The following is a 20,573-nucleotide window of genomic DNA, read 5'->3' on the forward strand; positions in this document are numbered from 1 at the left end:
AAGGTGCCTCCTTCGCTCGGGTGGATGCTTGCTTCGGCAGCTGCATCATCCCAAGTGGGAGGCACCTTTTCGCGAGTTCAGCCGCTCAAGAGCTCACGGCACCCAAGAGATTCGGTGGATCGAGGCTTAGGGGCGAAAAACCCCGGAAGTGGCTGAGCGGAGCTACGTCTCGAATCGTTCTCCTATCACTTCACTGTGGGTACCCACCGCCCACCCCGGCCGGGAGTGAGGGTTTCGCCTTTTCGAGCGGAGGCGGAGTCGAGGCGACCGAGCGACAGCGAGTTCTCAGGAAATCTTGTAGCGCTCGAGGAGCTGGCGGGCGATCACGATCTTCTGGATCTCGCTGGTGCCCTCCCCGATCAGCAGGAACGGAGCGTCGCGGTACAGGCGCTCGATCGTGTACTCGGCCGAGTAGCCATAGCCGCCGTGCACGCGCAGGGCGTCGGTGACGATCTCGTGGCAGGCCTCGGTGCAGAAGTACTTGGCCATCCCTGCCTCCAGGTCGCTTCGCTCGCCCGCCGACTTCTTCTTGGCCGCGTTCAGCAGCATCAATCGGGCCGCCTCCAGCTTGGTGCCCATGTCGGCCAGCTTCTCCTGGATCATCTGGTGCTGGGCGATCGGCTTGCCGAACGCCTGGCGCTCCTGCGCGTAGCGGATGGCCTCCTCGAAGGCCCGGGTGGCCAGGCCCACGGCTCGGGCGGAAACGTTCACCCGGCCCACCTCGATCCCGTCCATGACCTGGCGGAACCCGTCGCCCTCGCTCCCCAGCAGGTTCGCCGCAGGGACCCGGTGGTCCTCGAACACCAGCTCGGTGGTCTCGACGCCGTGGTACCCCATCTTCTCGATGTTGGGCGGGATGGTGATGCCCTCGAACTTGTTCGCGCCGGGCTCCTTCTCCACGAAGAGCAGCGACATGCCGCGGTACGGCGGGTCGGCCTCCGGGTCGGTCTTGCACAGCAGCACCACCAGGCCCGCCCGCAACCCGTTGGTCACCCACATCTTGGTGCCGTTCACCACGTACCGGTCGCCGTCGCGGACGGCCCGGCACTGGATGGACTGCACGTCGGAGCCCGCGCCGGGCTCGGACATCGACAGCGCCGCGCGGAGCTCGCCGGTGGCCATCCGGGGCAGCCAGCCCTGCTTCTGCTCGTCGGTGCCGTACTTCTTCAGCAGGTAGACGGCCATGAAGTGCGTGTTCAGGATGCCGGACAGCGACATCCAGCCCCTGGACAGCTCCACGCCCGCCAGCGCGTACGTGAGCAGGTCGAGGCCGGCGCCGCCGTACTCCTCCGGGACGGTGAGCCCGAACAGGCCGAGCTCCTTCATCCCCTCCACGATCTTCTCGGGGAACTCGTCGGCGTGCTCCAGCTCGTTGGCGACCGGGATGACCTCGCGCTCCACGAAGTCGCGGACGGTGGCGATGACCTCCCGCTGCTCGTCGGAAAGCTCGACCAGCTCCACCCGGGCACTCACAGGCCGGCCCCCTCCTGCTCGAGGAACTCCTCCAGCTTCTTCTGGCGCGCCATCCCGGCGGCCCGTCCCCGCATGGCCACCTGCTCGGCCATCTTCCGGCTGGCCTCGTCGATCATCTCCGTGCCGAACATGACCGCGCCGCGGAGCTCCACGTCGGTGGCGTGTCGGTAGGCCTCCAGCATGGCCTCGGACTTGTCGAACTCGTCCTGGGTGGGCGAGAAGACCTCGTTCAGCACGTCGACCTGGCCGGGGTGCAGGGCCCACTTGCCGTCGTAGCCGAGGGCCCGGCTGCGGGTGGCCATGTCCCGGAACCCGTCGAGGTCCTTGATCACCAGGTACGGGCCGTCGATGGCCTGGAGCCCGGCGTTGCGCGCCGCGATCAGGATGGTCATCAGGACGTGGTGCCAGTGGTCGCCCGGATAGCCCGGCATGGGGAGTCCCGCCGTGACGGTGGGCAGGCCGAGCGACGCGCTCATGTCGGCCGGGCCGAAGATCAGCGTCTCCGCGCGGTCGGTGGCGTTCGCGATGGCGTCGATGTTGGTCAGCCCGGTGGCCGTCTCGATCTGGAGCTCCAGGCCGATCCGCTTCTCCAGGCCGTTGGTCTCCTCGATCTGGCGGAGCAGCTCGGCCACGAATGTCACGTCGGTCGCGAACTCGACCTTCGGCACCATGATGCAGTCGAGCAGCTCACCGGCGTTCTCGACCACCTCGATGACGTCGCGGTAGCACCACTTCGTGTAGACGCCGTTGATCCGCACCACCACGGTCTTGCCGGTCCAGTCGCCCTCCTTGAGGGCCTGGACCACGTTGCCGCGGGCCTCCTCCTTGGCCCCCGGCGCCACGGAGTCCTCGAGGTCCATGAACACCTCGTCGGCGGGGAGCCCGGGGGCCTTGGCCAGCATCTTCGGCGAGGAGCCGGGCACGGAAAGGCACGAGCGGCGGGGCCTGGTCACGCGGGTCGGGCGGGTCGTCATGGCGAGAGTTCCTTTCGTCCAGCGGAGCGAGCGCGCACCAGCCGGGAGGATACCCGCGCGGGCCCGGGCCTACCGGGGCCGAAGGTGTCGCCGTAGGATCGACCGGCTCATGGCGGAACGGGAGGTCGCGAACTGCGCGCGTTGACGTGGCGGGAGGCGCCGAGCCTCCGGGGCGCCCGGGCGTCGAACCGCGGATCGGACGAGCCCGCCGACCCCCATCCGTGGCGAGCCGCCGTCTGGCTGACCCTGCTGGTGATCGGCATCGGGATGGCCTACACGATGCTCCAGTGGCCGCCCTGGCACCTGCCCCGGCAGTGGGGTCCGCCCGGCGACATCTGGCACCCCATGGTGGCAGCGCACGCCGTGGCCAGGGGCCATCCCGGCCACCTGTACCGGCCCGACGACTTCTACGTGGCCATGCCGCTGTTCGCGATCCTGCTGGCTCCGGTGGCGGCGGTGGGGCAGGCCCTGCACCTCACCGAGAGCTATCCGCGGACGGTGGCGCACCCGACGCTGTGGCTGGTGTACGGCCCGTACGGCCTGGCCATGAGCCTGCCGCTGCTGTACGCCGTCCGGGCCCTGGCCACCGAGGCGGGCATCCGGCGAGGCCGCCTGATCCTCCAGGTCCTGGTCGGGGTGCTCGCCCTCGCGTCGATCTCCGTCGTATTCGGCCACTACGAGGACGTGCTGGCCCTCGCCTTCGTCATGCTGGCCGCCCGGGAGGCCCTCCGCGGCCGGAGTGTCGCCGGGGCCCTGTGGTTGGGCCTGGCCATCGCGGTGAAGCAGTGGGCGCTCCTGGCGGTGCCGGTATACGTGGCCATGGCCCCGCCCGGACGGCGGCTCCGGGCCCTCGGCGCCGACGTGGCGCTCCCGGCCGCCCTGGCGCTGTTCACCCTGGCCGTGGACTGGCCCCACGCGTCGAAAGCGCTGTTCCAGGCTCGGACGTTCCCGCAGGTGGGGCACGCCGCGCTGTGGGTCTCCAGCCAGACCCAGGTGCTGGTGGGCACGCCCAGCCGAGCCGGCGCGTTCGCGGTGGCGTTCGCGGTGGCATGGCGCCTCCGGGGACGACCGGAGCCCGGCCCGCTGCTGGCCGGCCTCGGGCTGACCTTCCTGTCCCGGATGGCCTTCGAGCCGACCCTGTACTCGTACTACCTGGGTCCCTCCCTGGCGTTCCTGCTGTTGCACGAGTGGCTCCGCACCGGCCGGCCGTGGCGGACACTGGTTGTGGGCGGCGGCTGGCTGCTGTGGTTCGAGGCCGACCCGTGGCCATGGCTGTGGTGGGCGGTGTCGGCGGCGCTGGCCGTGGCGCTGGCCGTGCCCGCCGTGCGGGAGCTGGTCACGTTCCGCCGGGAGCCGGCCGCGGTTGCCGCTTAAGCTGGCTTCGTCGCCCGGAGCGAGAAGAACAGGGGCAGCTCGCCTTCGCCGAACTTGCTCGGAGGCAGCCGGTGCAGCCCGTCCTCGCTGTGCTCGGTCAGGGGCGGCATGGGCCAATCCACGAAGTCGAACTCGTGGAGGAAGTCGATACGCAGGCCGGCGTCGGCGATGGCCGACACGATCTCGCCCAGGCTGTGGTTCCAGCCGTATTCCTTGGGCACGGTCACCGGTTGGCTGCGGTCGGCATAGGAGCCCACGTTCTCGAACTCGAGCGGGTCGGGGCGTGTCCAGTACGGGTACCGGAGCCGCAGATAGGGCTCGTCGAGCTCGTCGTCCAGCACCATCAGGAACGGGTGCGCCTCGGTCACGTAGAAGACGCCGCCCGGCTTCAGGAAGTGTCCGACCACCTGTCCCCACCGGGCCATGTCGGGCAGCCAGTACAGGGCGCCGCGCGAGGTATATACCACGTCGAACTGACCCTCCAGGACGTTCGGCAGCTCGTACAGGTTCGCGTGCACGAACGTGGCCTCGATACCGAGCTCCGCAGCCAGCGACCTGGCCACCTCGATCCCTCGTTCGGAGAAGTCCGCGCCGGTGACGACGGCACCCTCCCGGGCCCACGACAGCGTGTCCATCCCGAAGTGGCACTGGAGGTGCAGCAGCGTCTTGCCGCGGACGGCGCCGACCTCCTCCAGCTCGTAGGGACGGAGCTTGGTCCCGCCCCGACGGAACTCGTCCAGGCCGTAGAAGTCCGAGCGGGCGTTGATGTCCACCCACTCGTTCCACATTGTCCGGTTGGACGCCAGGAACTCTCGGGAGTCGGTCACGCGGTCGATCGTTGCGGCGGCGCGACCGCGTCCAGCAGGCGCCGGGACGCCGCGGCGACCTCGTCGACCGCGGCCTCGAAGGCCGCCTGGTTGGCCCGGGAGGGCGCGCGGTAGCCGCTGATCTTGCGAACGAACTGGAGGGCGGCCGCGTGCACCTCCTCGTAGGAGGCGGCGGCGTCGGGGCTCCTGAGGGTCACGATGCTTCGGCACATGCCCTCACCTTACGTGCCGGCGGAAGCACGTCCAAGCGGGGCGAAGGCGGCAGTTTCGGGGCAAAGGCCTTGAACCGGCCTTCGACCTGGAGTACGAACCTGGGGACATGTCGAGAGGACCCGGGCGTCTCGCCGCCACCCCCAGGCGTCTGGCCGCCATCCCCAGACGTCTGGCCGCCGCGCTGGCCCTGGCGGTGCTGTTCCAGGTGGCCGGGTGGGTTCCCGCGGCCGGTGGCACCACCACGCCACCCACGGTGGGAACGGATGTCGCGGTGCCGCTGGGGCCGCTGGTCCGAGGTCTGGCGCCCGGCGCCGCGTTCCTCGACGACGGGGCGCTCCGGGCCACCACGATGGCGTGGACCGGCGCAGAGTCGCTGTGCGCGCCCTTCTGGTTCACGGCCGTCGCCCTGGTGTGGGACCAGTCGGGCCGCGGCCTGGTTCGAGCCCGGCTCGCCACCGGACCTGCAGCGGGGGACCTCGGGCAGACGACGGTCCTCACCGCGGAGCCGGCCGAGGCGCCCGACCCCGGCACTCCCGAGTACCACCCGGGCCGGCAGGGCACGGAACTGCTGTGGACCGGGGGAAGCCGGTGCGTCCGCCTCTCGCTGAGGCTCCCGGCCGGCTCGGCCCTGTCGAACCTCCGGGCGGCATTCGTGAACACCTCCGGCACCTCTGCGGGGCCGGGGACGGGTCCCCCAGACGGGGCGCCGCTGGCCTCGAGCGGCCAGGGCAGCCTGCTGGGCGGGCTCTTCGCCCCCTCCGCGGCCGGCGCGCTCACCGTTCGGCCACACCTCGTGCCCCGGTGGAAGTGGGGCGCCGACCCTGCCTACTTCAACACGGGGACGCAGGGGTGCAGCGCGCCCTACTACGCCCCGTCGGTGAAGATGGCGTACGTCCATCACACCTCGGGGACGAACGACTACGCGCAGTCGCAGTCCGACGACATCGTGCGGTCGATCTACTGGTACCACACCCGGGAACGTGGCTACTGCGACATCGCGTACAACTTCCTGATCGACCGGTACGGCACCGTGTTCGTGGGCCGAAAGGGCGGCGTGACCATGCCGGTCATCCCTGGATCGCAGATGGGCTTCAACACGGGCACGTTCTCCGTGGCCCTGCTGGGCGACTTCCAGGACGCCCCGCCCCCGGCCGCCGCGGTGGACTCCCTGGAGCAGCTGCTGGCGTGGCGGCTGGACGTGGCCCACCTTCCCCCGCAGGGGACGGCGATGATGGTCTCGGCCGGCGGCTCGACCACGATGTACTCGGCGGGAACCCGGGTGAAGCTGCGGCTGATCTCCGGGCACCGCGACACCGGGATCACCGACTGCCCGGGGGACTTCCTGTACGTGCAGCTGCCACAGATCCGGGCCGTGGTGAGCGCGAGCGGCCTCCCCAAGTTCTACCGGCCGAAGGAATCCGAGCCGCAGGTCACGTTGGGCCTGGACACCGTCACGTTCACGGCCTGGACCGGCGAGCCGGTGACGTGGCGGGTGGACATCGTGGCCGCCGACGGGTCGGTCCTGGCCTCGATGTCGCAGGCCGGAACCGACCTGGCCCTGACGTGGGACGGCACGGATGCCTCCGGCCTTCCCGTGGCGCCGGGCGCCTACACGGCGCTCATCCAGGCCCAGGATGCCGACGGCGGCGTCGCCCTGCCGGCCTCCCTGCCGATCGCGGTCAACCCGCTCCCGACGCCGTCACCCAGTCCGACGCCCAGCACGTCGCCCACGCCCACCGCGACCTCCAGCCCCACGCCGAGCTCGACGCCCAGCTAGCTCGGGCCCTCCCGAACGGCCCGAAACCTACTCGCCGCTGCCCTCTTGCACGGGCGCGGCGGTCTTGCGGGCGGCCACGGCGGCGTCGGCCAGGACGTCCAGCCCCTCGTCGAGCTGCTCGTCGGTGATCACGAGGGGAACCAGGTGCCGCAGGACGTTGTGGTAGGGGCCGCACGAAACGGACACGACGCCCCGCTTCATGGCCTCGCCGATCAGGGCCGACAGGTACCCGCCGTTCGGCTCGCGGGTCCCGCGGTCCTTCACGAACTCCACGCCGATCATGGCGCCCAGGCCCCGGACCTCCCCGATCTCCGGCACGTCAGAGGCCAGCTCCTCCCACCGGGACCGCAGCACCTTGCCCACCGTCTCCGCCCGCTCGATCAGGCCCTCCTCCTCGATGACCTGGAGCACGGCGTTGGCGGCGGCGCAGGCCACGGGGTTCCCGACGTACGTCCCGCCGATGGCCGACGGCCCCGGCGCGTCCATGACCTCGCTCGCCCCGACCACCGCGGACAGCGGGTAGCCGGACGCCAGCGCCTTCGCCAGCACCACGATGTCCGGCTGGAAGTCGAAGTGCTCCGAGGCCAGGAACCGGCCGGTCCGCCCGCACCCGGACTGGATCTCGTCCGCGATCACCAGGATGCCGTGGCGGCGGCAGATGTCGGCCAGCCCACCCAGGAACTCCGGCGTCGGGACGATGAACCCGCCTTCGCCCTGGACCGGCTCCACGATGGCCGCAGCCACGCTGGACGGGTCGACCGTGGTGGCGAAGGCCCGCTCGATGGCGTCGAGGGCGACGCGGCCGGCGTCCTCCGGCTGGCTGCTCCGGTACGGGTACGGGAAGGGCAGCCGGTACACCTCCGGCGCGAACGGCCCGAACCCGCTCTTGTACGGCTTGTACCGGCTGGTCAGGGTCATGGTCAGCAGGGTCCGGCCGTGGAAGCCGCCCTCGAAGCACACCAGCGCCGGCCGCCCCGTCGCCGCCCGGGCGAACTTCACCGCGTTCTCGACGGCCTCGGCCCCCGCGTTGAACAGGGCGACCTTGCGGTCCCCGCCGCCCACCAGCGCCACCAGCCGCTCGGCGAGCTCCACGTAGGTCTCGTACGGGATGACCGAGAAGTCGGTGTGCGAGAATCGCTCGGCCTGCCGCCTGACGGCCTCGACCACCTTCGGGTGCGAGTACCCGACCAGGTGGCACCCCAGCCCCCCGGAGAAGTCCAGGAACGTGTTCCCGTCGACGTCGGTGAACGCCGCCCCTGACGCCCGATCGACCACGACCGGTGCATGCAGGTCCAGCGCATCGGCGACCACGCGCTGCTTGCGGGTCACGATGTCCCTGGAACGAGGCCCCGGGATCTCGGTCACAAGGTCGATGGTCGGCACGGCATCCTCCTCGGTCGCTCGGCTCCCGGGAGGCTACATGCCGGATGGGACGGTGGCATTCGAAGCCAGGCCGCTTCGCGCGGGGACGGACGGGTCTTCTATCCAGCGCCGGCGGGCCGAGGCGCTCGCGCTCCACCGCCGTCAACCGCGGCCTGGGACAGCTCTTCCGCCCCAAGCTCGGAGGCCTGGCCCAGGTCCACGGCCAGATCGACCGCGGCATGCACGTTCGCGGTCGTGCGCAGGGGGATCTCCTTGAGCAGAAGGGACAGCACGAACGCAATCGCCATCAGCGGGAGGGCCAGCTCGAAGACGGTATGGAGCGCTGCCGCGAGGCTCTGGCGGACCGCCTCGAAGAGGGCGGGCGACAGGTTCCTGGCCAGGGTGGGATCGGTCAGGGTGCGGGGGTCGAGCTTGGCTCCCGCGGCGCCGAGGCGGGCCGCGAGCTCGGAGCCCAGGCGGGAGGTCAGGACGGCGCCGAAGATGGCCACGCCGAAGGTGCCCCCGATCGACCGGAAGAACTGGGTGGAGGCGGTGGCGATGCCCATCTCCGCTCGCTTGGCGGCGTTCTGCACGGCCAGCGTGTACACCTGCATCATCTGGCCGATGCCCAGGCCGATCACGATCATGGCCAGCGTGGCCTGCCCGCTGGTGGCGTTCACGTCCAGCCGGGAGAGCATCCAGAACCCCGCCAGGGCGAACACCGAGCCGCTGATGGGGAAGAGCTTGTACCGCCCGGTCCGGGTGACCATCTGACCCGAGATCACCACCGACGCCACCACCGCCAGCATCAGCGGGATCAGCACGACGCCGGAGTTCGTGGCGGACGACCCGATCACGAGCTGCACGAACACCGGGATGAAGACGATGGTCCCGAACATGGCGCCGCCGATCAGGAGCGAGGCCGCGTTCGCCACCCGGAAGATCCCGTTCTGGAACAGCGAAAGCGGCAGCACCGGCTCCGGCGCCCGCCGTTCCACCAGCGTGAACAGCACCAGGAGGACCAGGCCGCCCACCGCCAGCCCCACGATGGCCGGGGAACCCCACGCGTAGGTGGTGCCTCCCCACACCGCGACCAGCAGTATCGCCGTGACCCCGGCGGAGAGCACCGCCGCGCCCAGGTAGTCCACCCGGTGCTCCCGGCGCTCGAACGGCAGGTGCATGGTCGTGGCGATCACGAACAGCGCGATGGCCCCGAGCGGCAGGTTGATGTAGAAGATCCACCGCCAGGAGGCGTGGTCCGTCAGGTAGCCGCCCAGCAGCGGCCCGATCACCGAGGACGCACCGAACACCGCTCCGGTCAGGCCCTGGTACCGGCCCCGTTCCCGGGGGGAGAACAGGTCCCCGATGACGATGAGGGCGAGCGGCAGGATCCCGCCCGCGCCCAGGCCCTGGATCCCCCGGAACAGGATCAGCTCCGTCATGTTCTGCGACAGCCCCGACAGGGCCGATCCCAGCAGGAACAGTGTGATCGAGAAGATGAACAGCTTTCGGCGGCCGTAGAGGTCGGACAGCTTCCCGTACAGCGGCACCGTCACCGTGGAGGTCAGCAGATAGGCCGTCACCACCCACGACAGGTGCTGGAAGCCCTGGAGGTCCTCGACGATGCGCGGGAGCGCGGTGGCCACGATGGTCTGGTCCAGCGCGGCCAGCAGCATCCCCAGCATGACGCCGCCGAACACGACCATGATCTGGCGCCGGGTCACGGACGAACCTCCCGCCGGCCGGTGGGACCGGGCGAGCGGCCGGAGGGCGCGGTGCGGCGGGCGCGGAGTGCTTCGGCCACCACGCCGAACAGCCGGACCAGCTCACCGCGCTCCGCGGGCTCGAGGGTCTCCAGGATCTCCCGGAGGAACTCGCGCCGTTCGGCCCGGACCCTCCGCATGACCCTGCGGCCCTCCGCGGTCAGGCCGGCCTCGACGCACCGGCGGTCCCCCGCGGCCGGATGGCGGTCCGCCAAACCGACGGTCTGGAGGCGGTCCACCAGCCTGGTCAAGGAACTCTCCGCCAGCCCCAGCCGGGCCGCCAGGTCGCCCATCCGCACGTCCCCTTGGGCAAGCACGGTGAGGGCGGCCAACTGGATGTGCGACAGGTCGCCGGCCGGACCCCGGTACAGCGACGAGCGCATCTTCCGGTCGAGGACGAAGCGACTGAGCTCCTCCCAGTGGGCGGCCAGCTGGTCGGCCCCATCGGCGGGCGCCGGCCGTGCCTCCGCGGGCGAGCCGGTGGCACGTCCCAATGCTTGCATACCGGAACTTTCCCACATGCGAACTTCCTTCGTCAAAGCGACCGGCTCGTTTGATCGGTGAGCGAGTGCTCGTTCAGACTCGTCGGGGATGAAGGAGTCGACCCGGGCCTCACTCCGCCTGCGGGCCACGCCGCCGTTCGACTTCTCACGCTCCCTGCGCTTCCTGGAGACGTTCCCGCCCGCGGCGGGCGAGCAGACCACGGCCGGGGGCGTCCTGACGCGAGCGCTCCGGACCGGAGGACGCACCGTGGTGTTCCGGGTGCGTTCGACCGGCACGGTGGAGGCGCCCCGGTTGGCGGCCACCCTGCACACGGAGGGGTCGATCGACCGGCGGACCAGGGCCGCCGTGCGCGCCCGGATCGTCGAGCACCTCGGCCTGGAGGACGACCTCCGGCCCTTCTACCACCTGGCGCACGCCGACCCGCCCCTGGCCGACCGGGTCGAGGAGCTGTACGGGCTGCACCAGGTGCGGTTCCTCACGCCGTTCGAGAGCGCCTGCTGGTCCGTGCTGGCCCAGCGCGTCCCGCTGGAGGGCGCCCGGAAGATGAAGCGCGCGCTGATCGAGCGGTACGGCGAGGTGGCCGAGCTGGAGGGCGAGCGCTACCCGGCCTTCCCGGACCCCGAGGACATGGCCGGGGCGACGGAGGACAAGCTGGCCTCGGTCCTCGGGAACGCCCGCAAGGCCAGGTCGATTGCCGCCGTGGCGTCGGCGTTCGGGGACGTGGAGGAGAAGTTCCTGCGCAAGGGCGACCACGACGAGGTGGAGTCGTGGCTTCGGTCCATCCACGGCGTCGGGGCGTGGTCGGCGGCGTTCGTGCTGTTCCGGGGCCTGGGGCGGCTCGAGCCGATGCCCCTCACGGAGCCGATGGTCCGGGCGGCCAGGGGCGCGTACGGGCCGAAGACGTCCGACGCCAGGATCCGGAAGATCGCGGATGCGTACGGGCCGTGGCAGGGGTACTGGCAGCTGTACCTCCGGGCGACGCCCTGATCCTTGGCCCCGACCCGTTGACGCGCGGCACCGTGGCCATCTTCACCGTGGGCCACGGAGCTCGCGCCATCGAGTCGTTCGTGGCCCTGCTCCGGTCGGCCGGCGTCCGGCGGGTGGTGGACGTGCGGACGGCCCCGGGGTCCCGAAAGCATCCGCAGTTCGGACGGGACGCGCTGGCGGCGTCGCTTCCGGCGGCTGGCATCGAGTACGTCTGGCGGAAGGAGCTGGGGGGGTGGCGGCGCCCCCGTCCCGATTCCCGCCACACCGGGCTCACCTCCCCGGCGTTCCGGGGCTACGCGGACCACATGGAGACCGCCGAGTTCCGGGAGACCCTGTCCTGGCTGATCGAGACGTTCCGCCGGACCCCGACGGCGATCATGTGCGCGGAGTCGCTGTGGTGGCGCTGTCACCGGCGGATGCTCGCCGACGCACTGTCCGCCTCCGGGTGCGAGGTCCGCCACGTCATGGAGGGCGGCCGGTTGGAACCGCACCGGCCGTCGCCGTCACTTCGGGTCGAGAACGGGGACCTCGTGTACGACGTCTCGGAGGCGGAGCAGCAGGAACTGCTGTAGCGGGGCCGGGCGCCGCCGGCCTAGGCGCGAAGCGCGTGGAACCGCAGCGCTGCGTCCTCGAACGGCTCGAGCGGCGCCATGAGGTCCTGGATGGTGAAGGCCATCTGGTCGAACGACAGCTCCGGCGCGGCGAGCCGGAGCTCCTCCGCCCGGCGCAGCGCCTCCCGGACGCCGTCCCGGCACCGGTCCCACTCGGAGGCCAACGCCGGATGCCACCAGGTGTCCATCAACCCCTCGGACTCCCGGAGGTCCTCTTCGAAGGCGAACAGCGCCTCGCCCAGCGGGCGGCCGGGGGCCCGGGAGGTCGGCAGGCCCAGGGTGATGGCCTCCTTGGCCGCCTCGACCAGCCGGAGCGTGACGGTGAAGCCCGCGCCGGCTTCGGCCAGGTCCTCGGGAAGGCGCTTGCGGCGGATCACGGCGGCCATTCTAGGAGTGTGGTCGGGCGCCACGGGGCCCGGCCGGAGCCGCCCGAGCGGACCGAAGCGTGCGTTTCCCACCGGGCCGATAGAATCCGCGCACATGCACGAATCCGTGCTGGTCACCATCCCCGCCATCACCAGCCACGTCGCCCTGCTGCGCGCGGCCGGCTCCGCATTGGCGGCACGGCTCGACTTCCCGGTCGACCGCATCACGGAGCTCCAGATCGCCATCGACGAGGTGTGCGGGCGGCTGCTCGCGGTGTCCCAGTCCCCCACCACCATCCAGATGGAGTTCCAGGCGAAGGAGGACGCCATCGCCATCCGGGCCTCCGCGGACGGCCCCCAGCGGGACGACCGCGAGCTCCTGTCGGACTGGTCCCGCGTCATCCTGGAGGCCATCGCCACCGACGTCTCGCCCGAGGGGTCGGATGGGCGAACCACCCTGTCGCTGCAGATCGCCAGGGCGGCTCGATGAGGACGGCGGCGCGCCGGGGCGTGCCCGACCGGGACCACGTGAAGGCGCTGTTCCGCCAGTTTCGGGAGACCGGTGACCCCGAGGTCCGGCAAGAGCTCATCGAGGCGCACCTCGGCCTGGTCGAGTACCTGGCCCGGCGCTTCGCCGGGCGGGGCGAGCCCCTGGAGGACCTGGTCCAGGTCGCCACCATCGGCCTGATCAAGGCGGTGGACCGGTTCGATCCGGACCGGGAGGTGGAGTTCTCCACCTACGCCACGCCCACCATCGCCGGCGAGCTGAAGCGGCACTTCCGGGACAAGGGATGGGCGGTACGAGTTCCCCGCCGGCTCCAGGAGCTGAACCTCCAGCTCGGCGAGATCATCGGGCAGCTGTCCCAGAAGCTCGGGCGCTCCCCCACCGTGGCCGAGATGGCGGAGGCGGCCGGGACCACGACGGAAGAGGTGCTGGAGGGCCTGGACTCCGCGCACGCCTACACGCTCACCTCGCTCGACGCGCCCACCGGGGAGGAGGACCTGGCGCTGCGGGAGCAGATCGGAGGCGAGGACGAGACGCTCGAGCTGCTGGAATACCGGACCAGCCTCATCCCGCTCCTGGCCCAGCTCCCGCCGCGGGAGCGGACCATGCTGTACCTCCGGTTCTTCAAGGGCATGACGCAGAGCGAGATCGCCGACCGGCTCGGGATCTCGCAGATGCACGTGTCGCGCCTGCTGGCGCGGACCCTGGCCCAGCTCCGGGAGGGCCTGGAGGCCTAGCTGCGGCTCCCGGCGGCGCCGTCGCGCACACTGACGGCGAGCCGCGGATCGTTGCTGGCCACGGCGTCGACTCCCCAGCCGAACAGCGTCGCCATGGTGCTCGGTTCGTCCACGGTCCAGGTGCCCACCCGGACCCCGGACTCGTGGGCCTCCCGCACGAAGGCCTCCCCCGCCCGGAGGAGCGCCTCGACGTTCGGCAGGACCCAGGCATGGCCGGACCCCCGCGCGTACACCAGGGCCGCGGACGGCTCGATCGCACCGATCGTGAGGAACCCGGTGGGGATGTCCGGAGCCAGGGCCAGGCTCCGTTCGATGGTGATCATGTTGAACGAGGAGATCAGGACCTCCCCGACGAAGGAAGCGGCGTCGAGCTCCCCCAGGGCCGCCTGGAGGACAGACTCCGTCGGTGAGTCGAAGGCCGGTTCCCCGGGGATGTTCTTGATCTCGAGGTCCACCCCGGCCCGTCCCGACACCGCCTCCAGGACCTCCCGCAGCGTGGCCACCTCCGCCCGCGGACCCCGGCCCCGCGATGCGTCCAGCCCCTTGAGCTCCTCCAGGGTCATCTCGTGGACGAACCCGTGGCCGTCGGTGGCTCGGGACACCTCCGGGTCGTGCATCACCACGGCCACGCCGTCGGCCGAGAGGCGGACGTCCAGCTCGACCACGTCGGCACCCGCCGAGATGGCCGCCTCGAAGGACGGCAGGGTGTTCTCGGGCTGGTCGGCGGAGGCTCCGCGATGCGCGACGACCAGCGAAAAAGGACCGGAGGGATAGTCAGATTGGACCATTGCGCCTGGAAAAGCGGGGCAAGTATACTCGGCCGCCTTTCAGCCGCACGCCGGGGGGAAAGCGGCGGAGGCAGCGTCTGGCTTGGGGGGATCGCAGCGCATGGAGTGGGTTCACCGAGCACGCTGCAAGGACGAGGATCCGGAGCTCTTCTTTCCCATCGGGAACACCGGACCCGCCGCCCAGCAGATCGACGTGGCCAAAGGCATTTGCGTGACCTGCGAGGTTCGCCCCGAATGTCTGGATTGGGCCATTGCGACCGGCCAGGATGCCGGGGTGTGGGGCGGGCTTTCGGAAGAGGAACGGCGGGCCGTGCGGCGGGCCCGGAAGCGCCAGGCCACGGGCCGGGTGGCGGTGGCCGGGTAGCGCCGCAGGCATGGGCAAACCCCGGGTGGGGCGCCGGGGCCGGCGGATTCGCTCCCAGTGGTCAGTCCCCACCCACCCCACGGCACTCTGAATTCTGGGGCTTGCGCACTACACTGATCGAGCAACACAAGCCATTGCTGGTCTGGATGGAACGGCGGGGGGATGGCTCTGGGTACGGTCTTGCTGGTTGGGCTCGGTCCGGATGTGGCCGTTCGGCTGCGGGGAGCGAACGGGCCGGATGAGGACCAGTCGTTCGAGGAGGTCGGCCGGCTCGCCGATCTCCCCGCCCGCCTGCGCCGGTACAACGGGACCCTCGACGCGCTCGTCATCGGGTCGCGCCTGGAGGATGCCATCGACATGGCCAGCCGGGCCCACGCCCGGGACCCTGACCTCTCCGTCGTCATCCTGCTGGAGGCCGGCCACGAGGAAGCCATCCGGCCGAATGGCCAGCGGGGGCCGCTCCCTCCGTCGCACGTGGCCTTCCGGACGCCGTCAGAGGACGCCGAGCTGAGCGAGGCGGTCCGGTCGGCGGTGGAGGCGACCAGGGACCGGCGCCGGCGTCCGCCCCAGCCGGCCGAGGCGCTGGCCCCCCGGGTCCGCGCCGAGATCGAGCTGGAACGGACCCGCCTGGAAGCCCTGTTCCATCACGCCCCCATGCCGGCGGGCTGGCTGTGGGGGCCGGACCACGTCGTCGAGTACGCGAACCCCATGGCCCTGGAGCTGTTCGGGGGCTCGCATCGCCAGCTCCTGGGAACGAAGCCCCGCGACAGCGTGCCGGAGGTGTCGACCCAGGGCTACTTCGAGCTCCTCGACTACGTCTTCGAGTCCGGTGACCCCTTCCTCGGGAGGGAGCTGCCGGTCCGGCTGAACCGCGACGGCGAGGGCCTGTACGAGGGCTACTACACGTTCATCTTCCAGGCCACCAAGGACCCGGTCGGGAAGGTCAACGGGATCCTGCTGCTGGGCGTGGAGGTCACCGAGCAGGCCGTGGCCAGGGACCGGATCAAGGAGCTGGGCGATGCCGCGGCTTCCGAGCGGGACCGGCTGGCGCAGGTGCTCGAGGCCATCCCGGAGGGAATCCTGCTGGCCGAGGCGGACTGGCACGTGGGTATGGCCAACCGGGCCGCCGAGGAGATCCTGGGGGACGTGGTCGAGGATCTCCGCGACTACGACGGCTACGGGCTGCGCCGGCCGGACGGCTCGGCCTACGGTCCCGGAGAGCTGCCGCTGGCCCGGGCCATCCGCCGTGGAGAGGTCGTTCGGGGCGAGCAGCTGGTGATCCGCAACATGCGTACGGGCCGGGAGGTCCCGACCCTGGTGAACTCGGCGCCCCTGCGCAACAAGTCGGGCCAGATCACCGGCGGGGTGGCCGCCTTCCAGGACATCTCCCGGCTCAAGGAGATCGAGGAGCGGCTGCGGCGAGCCGTCGAGGAGAAGGACGAGTCCCTGGTGGCCCGGGACCAGGCCCTCATGGAGGCGGAGGCCGCCCGGTACAGGCTCCAGTTCCTGCTCGAAGCCAGCACGGTGATGGGGGCGTCGCTCGAGTTCCCGGAGGCGCTGGACCGCCTGGCCCGCCTGGCCACCTCGTCCCTGGCCGACCTGTGCCTGATCGACATCGTGGAGGAGAGCGGGCAGGTCGTCCGGATGGCGACGGTGCACGCCGATCCCGCCAGGCAGCACCTGGCCGATCAGCTCAAGGACCGGTACGCGCCGGACCCGGCCGGCCCGCATCCGGCGGTCCGGGTCATGGAGACGGGCGAGGCCATGATCTCCCCGGAGATGCCCGAGGAGTTCCTGCGGGCCACCACCAGGGACGAGGATCATTTCCGGCTGGTCACCGAGCTCGGGTTCCAGTCCTACATGTGCGTGCCGTTGCGGGCCCGGGGGCACACCATCGGGACGATCACGCTGGTGTCCACGCGAGCGGACCGGCGGTACGGCCCCTCGGACCTGGCGCTGGCCCGGGACCTGGCGTGGCGGGCCGCGATGGCCGTGGACAACGCCCGCCTGTACAGCGAGCGGTCCCACGTGGCCCGGACCCTCCAGGCCAGCCTGCTGCCCCGCGATCTTCCGGCCATACCCGGCGCGGAGATCTCCGCGCGCTACCACGCGGCCGGCGAGGGGAACGAGGTGGGCGGCGACTTCTACGACCTGTACGAGACGGACGACGGCTCGTGGGCCATCGTCATCGGGGACGTGTGTGGCAAAGGGGCCGAGGCCGCGGCGGTGACGGGGCAGGCCCGGTACACGCTGCGGGCAGCGTCCATGCAGCAGCGGCGCCCCAGCCGCATCCTCGAGACCCTGAACGAGGCCATGCTGGCCCAGCGCTCCGACCTGCGGTTCTGCACGGTGACGTTCGTCCGGTTCCGGCTGACCGACTACGGGGCCCGGGCCACCGTGGCCTGCGGGGGGCATCCGGCGCCGCTGGTGCTCCGGGTGGACGGCTCGATCGAATCGGTGGGGAAGCCGGGGACGCTGCTCGGGATCTTCCCGGACCCGGACATCAGCGACCGGGCCACGGACCTCGGGCCCGGAGACAGCCTGATCCTGTACACGGACGGCGTGATCGGGGCCAGGGCCCACGGCGACATCTTCACCGAGGAGCGGCTCGGCGAGGTCCTGGCGGAAGCGGCCGGGGCGAGCGCCGCCGAGGTGGCGGCCCGCATCGAGCAGTCGGTCCTGGAGTTCCAGGCTGGAGACCTGCGCGACGACGTCGCCATCCTGGTGGTCCGCCTCGCCGGCTGAGGCCCGTTGCTTGCCTTCCCTTCCCCGAGGAATCCTGAGCCTGCCACGCTCACCGTGCGACGACATCGCGGAAAAGTCGCCTGCTCATGGCTTCAGGTGCCGCATCCCTGGGGAAGGTCATGGCGATGGAGCGTGGCGCCCCACGTCCCGCACCGGGAGGCAGGGTTGCGGATGGATCTCGAACTTCCCGGGGGGCCCCTGGCTCCCAAGATGGCCAGAGCGGCCGTCGCCGAGCTCGAGGAGGAACTCCCGCCGGAGGTGCTCGACGACGTGCGCCTCGTGGTGAGCGAGCTGGTGACGAACAGCGTCCGGCACGGGGGGGCCGGCCCCGCCGAGCGCGTCCAGCTCCGGATCACGCTGGAGGAATCGATCGTCCGGCTGGAGGTGTCGGATCCCGGTCCCGGGCCGCCCACGGGCAGGCCCGAACCGCGGAGCGACCAGACCGGCGGTTGGGGGCTGCTGGTGGTGGACCGTGTGGCCGATCGATGGGGCGTGCGTCCCGGGCGACCCGGCCGCCCGCCGGCCGTATGGGCGGAACTGTCGGCCGCCTGACCGCGAACGCTCGCCGGGCGCGTGCGGCCGCGGTCGGTCAGACCCGGCTGGACGGGCAGAGGTCGTTCACCGGACATTCCTCGCAGCGTGGCGTGGGGGCCTTGCACACCTTCCGGCCGTGCTCGATCAGGACGTACGTGAAGTCGAACCATCTCCGCCGGGGGATGATCCGCATGAGGTCCTGTTCGATCTTGTCCGGGTCCGTGTGCTCGGTGAACCCCAGCCGCTGGGACACCCGTCGCACGTGCGTGTCCACGGCGATCCCCTCGACCTTGCCGTAGGCGTTGCCGAGCACGATGTTGGCCGTCTTGCGGGCCACGCCCGGAAGCGTCAGGAGGTCCTCCATGGTGTCGGGAACGCGCCCGTCGTACGCCTCCACGATGCGCCGGGCAGCGCCGCGGACAGACTTCGTCTTCTGGTTGAAGAACCCGGTGGGGCGGAGCTCCGCGGCCAGCTCGGCCTCGGGCACCGCCAGGTAGTCCTCCGCCTTCCGGTACTTCTTGAACAGGGTCTTGGTGACCTTGTTGACCCCCTCGTCGGTGGTCTGGGCGGACAGGATCGTGGCCACGAGCATCTCGAGGGGGGTGGAGAACTCCAGGGCCACCTTGGCCTCCGGATAGGCCCGGGTGAGACGCCGGATGATCTCCGGGGCCCGCTCCTCGACCGGGCTCTCCCGTGTCAGTCCGGCCTTCCCCTTCGGCCTGGCCGGCTTGGAGGGTGCGTTTCGTTCTCCGGACGGCATCAGCGCCCCCTGAACTCTGGCGATCGGCGTTCCCGGAACGCCCGCAGCCCCTCGGCCAGGTCCTCGCTGGCCAGGGCCTGCGCCGCCATCATGTCGAAGTCTGCGGCCCGGTGGCCTTCGGACACCCGGTCCAGCGACAGGTGCTCGAGGGCGATGGCGATGCCCCGCTTGGAGCCGCGGACCGAGATCGGGGCCCCGTCCGCGATGGTTCGCGCGACCCCGTCCGTCCGGCGGTCGAGCTCGCCGGCCGGCACCGCCTCGTTGACCAGGCCCCAGGCGGCGGCCTCCACCCCCGACACCGACCGCCCGGTCAGCAGGATCTCGCCGGCCCGCTTCGGCCCCACCGCGACCACCAGGCGCTGCACGATCTCGAACGGGACCAGCACGCCGAGGCGTGCCGACGGGATCCCGAGCCTGGCGTCGTCGGCCGCGACGGCCAGGTCGCAGGCCGCCACCAGCTGGCACCCGGCACCGAGCGCGGCCCCCTGGACCCGCGCCAGCACCGGCATGGGATGGGTGGCGATGGCGCGCAGGGCCTCCTCGAACGATCCGCCGTAGTCGATCGCCTCCGGCCCGGTGCGAGCCGCCTCCAGCTCCACCACGTCGGCGCCCGCGCAGAAGTCGGCTCCCTCACCGTGCAGCACGATCACCCGGACGTCCGGTGCCGCGGCCAGGTCCCCCAATGCGGACACCAGCTCGGCCAGCATGGCCCGGGAGACGGCGTTGCGCTGCTCCGGCCGGTTCAGCCCCACGCGGGCGACGTGCCCGCCCGCCTCGACCTCGACGTCCACCAGGCCCATCTAGTCGACGACGGCGATGACGTCGCCCTCCTGGACCACGGAGCCCTCCGCCACCCGGACCTCCGCCACGGTCCCGGACACCGGCGACTCCACGGGGATCTCCATCTTCATCGACTCCAGGATGACCAGCGGGTCGCCCTCCTGCACCGCGTCGCCGGGCGCCACCACGACCTTCCACACGTTCGCCACCATCTCGGCCAGCACGTCGGCCATCCGCTCAGGCCACCACGGCGGAGCGGTCGGGCTCCGCGGGAAGCGACAGCAGGACCCGGGCCCGGGCGGGCTCGGCGACCTCGCGGCCCTGGAGCCGGACGATCTGCGCGGCGGCCTCCACCAGCTCTCCGTTGGAGGACGCCATCTCGCCGGACGGGAGGTAGAAGTTGTCCTCGAACCCCACCCGCACGTTCCCGCCCAGCGCGGCCGCCGCGGAGACCATCATCCACTGCTCGCGGGACACGGCGATGACCCCCCACGTCGATGCGGGCGGCACCGCGGAGGCCATGTGGGCCAGGTTCCGGGCGTTGGCCTGGATCCCGCCCAGCACGCCGTGGATGAGCGAGAACTGGATGGGCGGGGTGATCACGCCGAGGTCGATCAGGGGCTCCACGGACTCCACATGCCCGACGTCGAAGCACTCGCACTCCGGCTTGACGCCGGCCTCGTTCATCCGCTCCAGCAGGAAGACGATGTCCTCGAAGTTGTTCTCGAACACGAAGTTGAACACGAACGCCTTGCGCTTCCGCGAGTACCGCGCGTAGTTCATGGAGCCCATGTTCAGGGCGCCGATCTCCGGCTTGAGCTGCACGATGTGGCCGACCCGCTCCGCCATGGGCAGGCCGACCCACCCGGTCGAGAAGTTCACGACGATGTCGGGGGTGTCGGCCAGGATGGCCTGGGTGATGGCCCGGTAGTGCTCGACGGCCACGGTGGGGGTCCCGTTCGGCTCCCGGGCGTGGATGTGGACCATGGAGGCTCCGGCGTCGCGGGCCCGGCGGACCTCCTTCGCGTACTCCTCGGGCGTGTACGGGATGCCGGCGCACTGCTGCTTGTTGGCCACGGCCCCCGAGACCGCGCAGGTGATGATGCAGCTGTCTGTCGCCATTGGCCCTC

21 protein-coding genes and 1 pseudogene are annotated in these 20,573 nt (G+C 71.2%); 9 read left to right on the forward strand and 13 right to left on the reverse strand.

Annotated features, from left to right (window positions below):
* Positions 1-285 precede the first annotated feature (285 nt).
* Both M3Q23_10880 and M3Q23_10885 read right to left on the reverse strand, forming a co-directional pair.
* Entirely contained in the window at positions 286-1,473 is a 1,188-nt protein-coding gene (locus M3Q23_10880) for an acyl-CoA dehydrogenase family protein (GenBank protein ID MDP9342571.1), read from the reverse strand.
* Positions 1,470-2,447: a CoA ester lyase gene (locus tag M3Q23_10885; protein MDP9342572.1), complete on the reverse strand. Its 978-nt coding sequence runs from the start codon at positions 2,445-2,447 to the stop codon at positions 1,470-1,472. The genes M3Q23_10880 and M3Q23_10885 overlap by 4 nt, the downstream gene beginning before the upstream one ends.
* A 141-nt stretch (positions 2,448-2,588) precedes the next feature.
* On the opposite strand from M3Q23_10885, the gene M3Q23_10890 reads away from it, so the two are divergent.
* Positions 2,589-3,821: a hypothetical protein gene (locus M3Q23_10890; protein MDP9342573.1), complete on the forward strand. Its 1,233-nt coding sequence runs from the start codon at positions 2,589-2,591 to the stop codon at positions 3,819-3,821.
* On the opposite strand, the gene M3Q23_10895 is transcribed toward M3Q23_10890, so the two are convergent.
* Both M3Q23_10895 and M3Q23_10900 read right to left on the reverse strand, forming a co-directional pair.
* Positions 3,818-4,609: a class I SAM-dependent methyltransferase gene (locus M3Q23_10895; protein MDP9342574.1), complete on the reverse strand. Its 792-nt coding sequence runs from the start codon at positions 4,607-4,609 to the stop codon at positions 3,818-3,820. The genes M3Q23_10890 and M3Q23_10895 overlap by 4 nt on opposite strands.
* A 35-nt stretch (positions 4,610-4,644) precedes the next feature.
* Positions 4,645-4,860, reverse strand: coding sequence for a DUF2277 domain-containing protein (locus M3Q23_10900; GenBank protein MDP9342575.1), 216 nt, complete (start codon positions 4,858-4,860; stop codon positions 4,645-4,647).
* 107 nt (positions 4,861-4,967) lie between these two features.
* On the opposite strand from M3Q23_10900, the gene M3Q23_10905 reads away from it, so the two are divergent.
* Entirely contained in the window at positions 4,968-6,638 is a 1,671-nt protein-coding gene (locus M3Q23_10905) for an N-acetylmuramoyl-L-alanine amidase (GenBank protein MDP9342576.1), read from the forward strand.
* 27 nt (positions 6,639-6,665) lie between these two features.
* Here the strand turns inward: M3Q23_10905 and gabT are convergent, their stop codons facing one another.
* From gabT to M3Q23_10920, 3 genes are all read right to left on the reverse strand, one after another.
* Entirely contained in the window at positions 6,666-8,021 is a 1,356-nt protein-coding gene (gene gabT, locus M3Q23_10910; protein ID MDP9342577.1) for a 4-aminobutyrate--2-oxoglutarate transaminase, read from the reverse strand.
* Positions 8,022-8,119: 98 nt separating this feature from the next.
* Positions 8,120-9,724: an MFS transporter gene (locus M3Q23_10915; protein ID MDP9342578.1), complete on the reverse strand. Its 1,605-nt coding sequence runs from the start codon at positions 9,722-9,724 to the stop codon at positions 8,120-8,122.
* Positions 9,721-10,284 carry a MarR family winged helix-turn-helix transcriptional regulator gene (locus M3Q23_10920; GenBank protein ID MDP9342579.1) on the reverse strand — a complete coding sequence of 188 codons (564 nt, stop codon included), beginning with the start codon at positions 10,282-10,284 and terminating at the stop codon, positions 9,721-9,723. The genes M3Q23_10915 and M3Q23_10920 overlap by 4 nt, the downstream gene beginning before the upstream one ends.
* Positions 10,285-10,354: 70 nt before the next feature.
* Between M3Q23_10920 and M3Q23_10925 the strand changes: the two genes are divergently transcribed.
* A complete protein-coding gene (locus M3Q23_10925) occupies positions 10,355-11,254 on the forward strand; it encodes a DNA-3-methyladenine glycosylase 2 family protein (protein ID MDP9342580.1) in 900 nt (299 codons plus the stop codon).
* A complete protein-coding gene (locus M3Q23_10930; GenBank protein MDP9342581.1) occupies positions 11,212-11,826 on the forward strand; it encodes a DUF488 domain-containing protein in 615 nt (204 codons plus the stop codon). Before M3Q23_10925 ends, M3Q23_10930 begins: the two co-directional genes overlap by 43 nt.
* A gap of 20 nt (positions 11,827-11,846) precedes the next feature.
* Here the strand turns inward: M3Q23_10930 and M3Q23_10935 are convergent, their stop codons facing one another.
* Positions 11,847-12,242, reverse strand: a complete 396-nt coding sequence (locus M3Q23_10935; protein MDP9342582.1) for a hypothetical protein — start codon at positions 12,240-12,242, stop codon at positions 11,847-11,849.
* A gap of 103 nt (positions 12,243-12,345) precedes the next feature.
* Between M3Q23_10935 and M3Q23_10940 the strand changes: the two genes are divergently transcribed.
* Positions 12,346-12,720 (forward strand): ATP-binding protein, encoded by a 375-nt coding sequence (locus M3Q23_10940; protein MDP9342583.1) that lies wholly within the window; start codon positions 12,346-12,348, stop codon positions 12,718-12,720.
* A gap of 41 nt (positions 12,721-12,761) precedes the next feature.
* Positions 12,762-13,472 (forward strand): annotated as a pseudogene (locus M3Q23_10945) (RNA polymerase sigma factor SigF).
* On the opposite strand, the gene M3Q23_10950 reads toward M3Q23_10945, so the two are convergent.
* Positions 13,469-14,260 carry a glycerophosphodiester phosphodiesterase gene (locus M3Q23_10950; protein MDP9342584.1) on the reverse strand — a complete coding sequence of 264 codons (792 nt, stop codon included), beginning with the start codon at positions 14,258-14,260 and terminating at the stop codon, positions 13,469-13,471. The pseudogene M3Q23_10945 and the gene M3Q23_10950 overlap by 4 nt on opposite strands.
* A 100-nt stretch (positions 14,261-14,360) precedes the next feature.
* On the opposite strand from M3Q23_10950, the gene M3Q23_10955 reads away from it, so the two are divergent.
* The 3 genes from M3Q23_10955 (at position 14,361) to M3Q23_10965 (ending at position 17,921) form a co-directional block, all read left to right on the forward strand.
* Complete coding sequence (locus M3Q23_10955; GenBank protein MDP9342585.1) at positions 14,361-14,624, forward strand: WhiB family transcriptional regulator; 264 nt, start codon at positions 14,361-14,363, stop codon at positions 14,622-14,624.
* Positions 14,625-14,828: 204 nt separating this feature from the next.
* On the forward strand, positions 14,829-17,369 hold the full coding sequence (locus tag M3Q23_10960; protein ID MDP9342586.1) for a SpoIIE family protein phosphatase: 2,541 nt from the start codon (positions 14,829-14,831) through the stop codon (positions 17,367-17,369).
* A gap of 171 nt (positions 17,370-17,540) precedes the next feature.
* On the forward strand, positions 17,541-17,921 hold the full coding sequence (locus M3Q23_10965) for an ATP-binding protein (GenBank protein MDP9342587.1): 381 nt from the start codon (positions 17,541-17,543) through the stop codon (positions 17,919-17,921).
* A 37-nt stretch (positions 17,922-17,958) separates the two neighbouring features.
* Here M3Q23_10965 and nth read toward each other — a convergent pair whose 3' ends face one another.
* The 4 genes from nth to M3Q23_10985 are packed head-to-tail and all read right to left on the reverse strand — an operon-like array spanning position 17,959 to position 20,565.
* On the reverse strand, positions 17,959-18,663 hold the full coding sequence (gene nth / locus M3Q23_10970; GenBank protein ID MDP9342588.1) for an endonuclease III: 705 nt from the start codon (positions 18,661-18,663) through the stop codon (positions 17,959-17,961).
* Positions 18,663-19,454, reverse strand: coding sequence for an enoyl-CoA hydratase/isomerase family protein (locus M3Q23_10975; GenBank protein ID MDP9342589.1), 792 nt, complete (start codon positions 19,452-19,454; stop codon positions 18,663-18,665). Before M3Q23_10975 ends, nth begins: the two co-directional genes overlap by 1 nt.
* Before the next feature lie 9 nt (positions 19,455-19,463).
* Positions 19,464-19,676 (reverse strand): biotin/lipoyl-binding carrier protein, encoded by a 213-nt coding sequence (locus M3Q23_10980; GenBank protein MDP9342590.1) that lies wholly within the window; start codon positions 19,674-19,676, stop codon positions 19,464-19,466.
* Between the two features lie 4 nt (positions 19,677-19,680).
* On the reverse strand, positions 19,681-20,565 hold the full coding sequence (locus tag M3Q23_10985; protein MDP9342591.1) for a 3-keto-5-aminohexanoate cleavage protein: 885 nt from the start codon (positions 20,563-20,565) through the stop codon (positions 19,681-19,683).
* Positions 20,566-20,573: the final 8 nt, after the last annotated feature.

Source organism: Actinomycetota bacterium, assembly GCA_030774015.1.
Lineage (GTDB): Bacteria > Actinomycetota > UBA4738 > UBA4738 > JACQTL01 > JALYLZ01.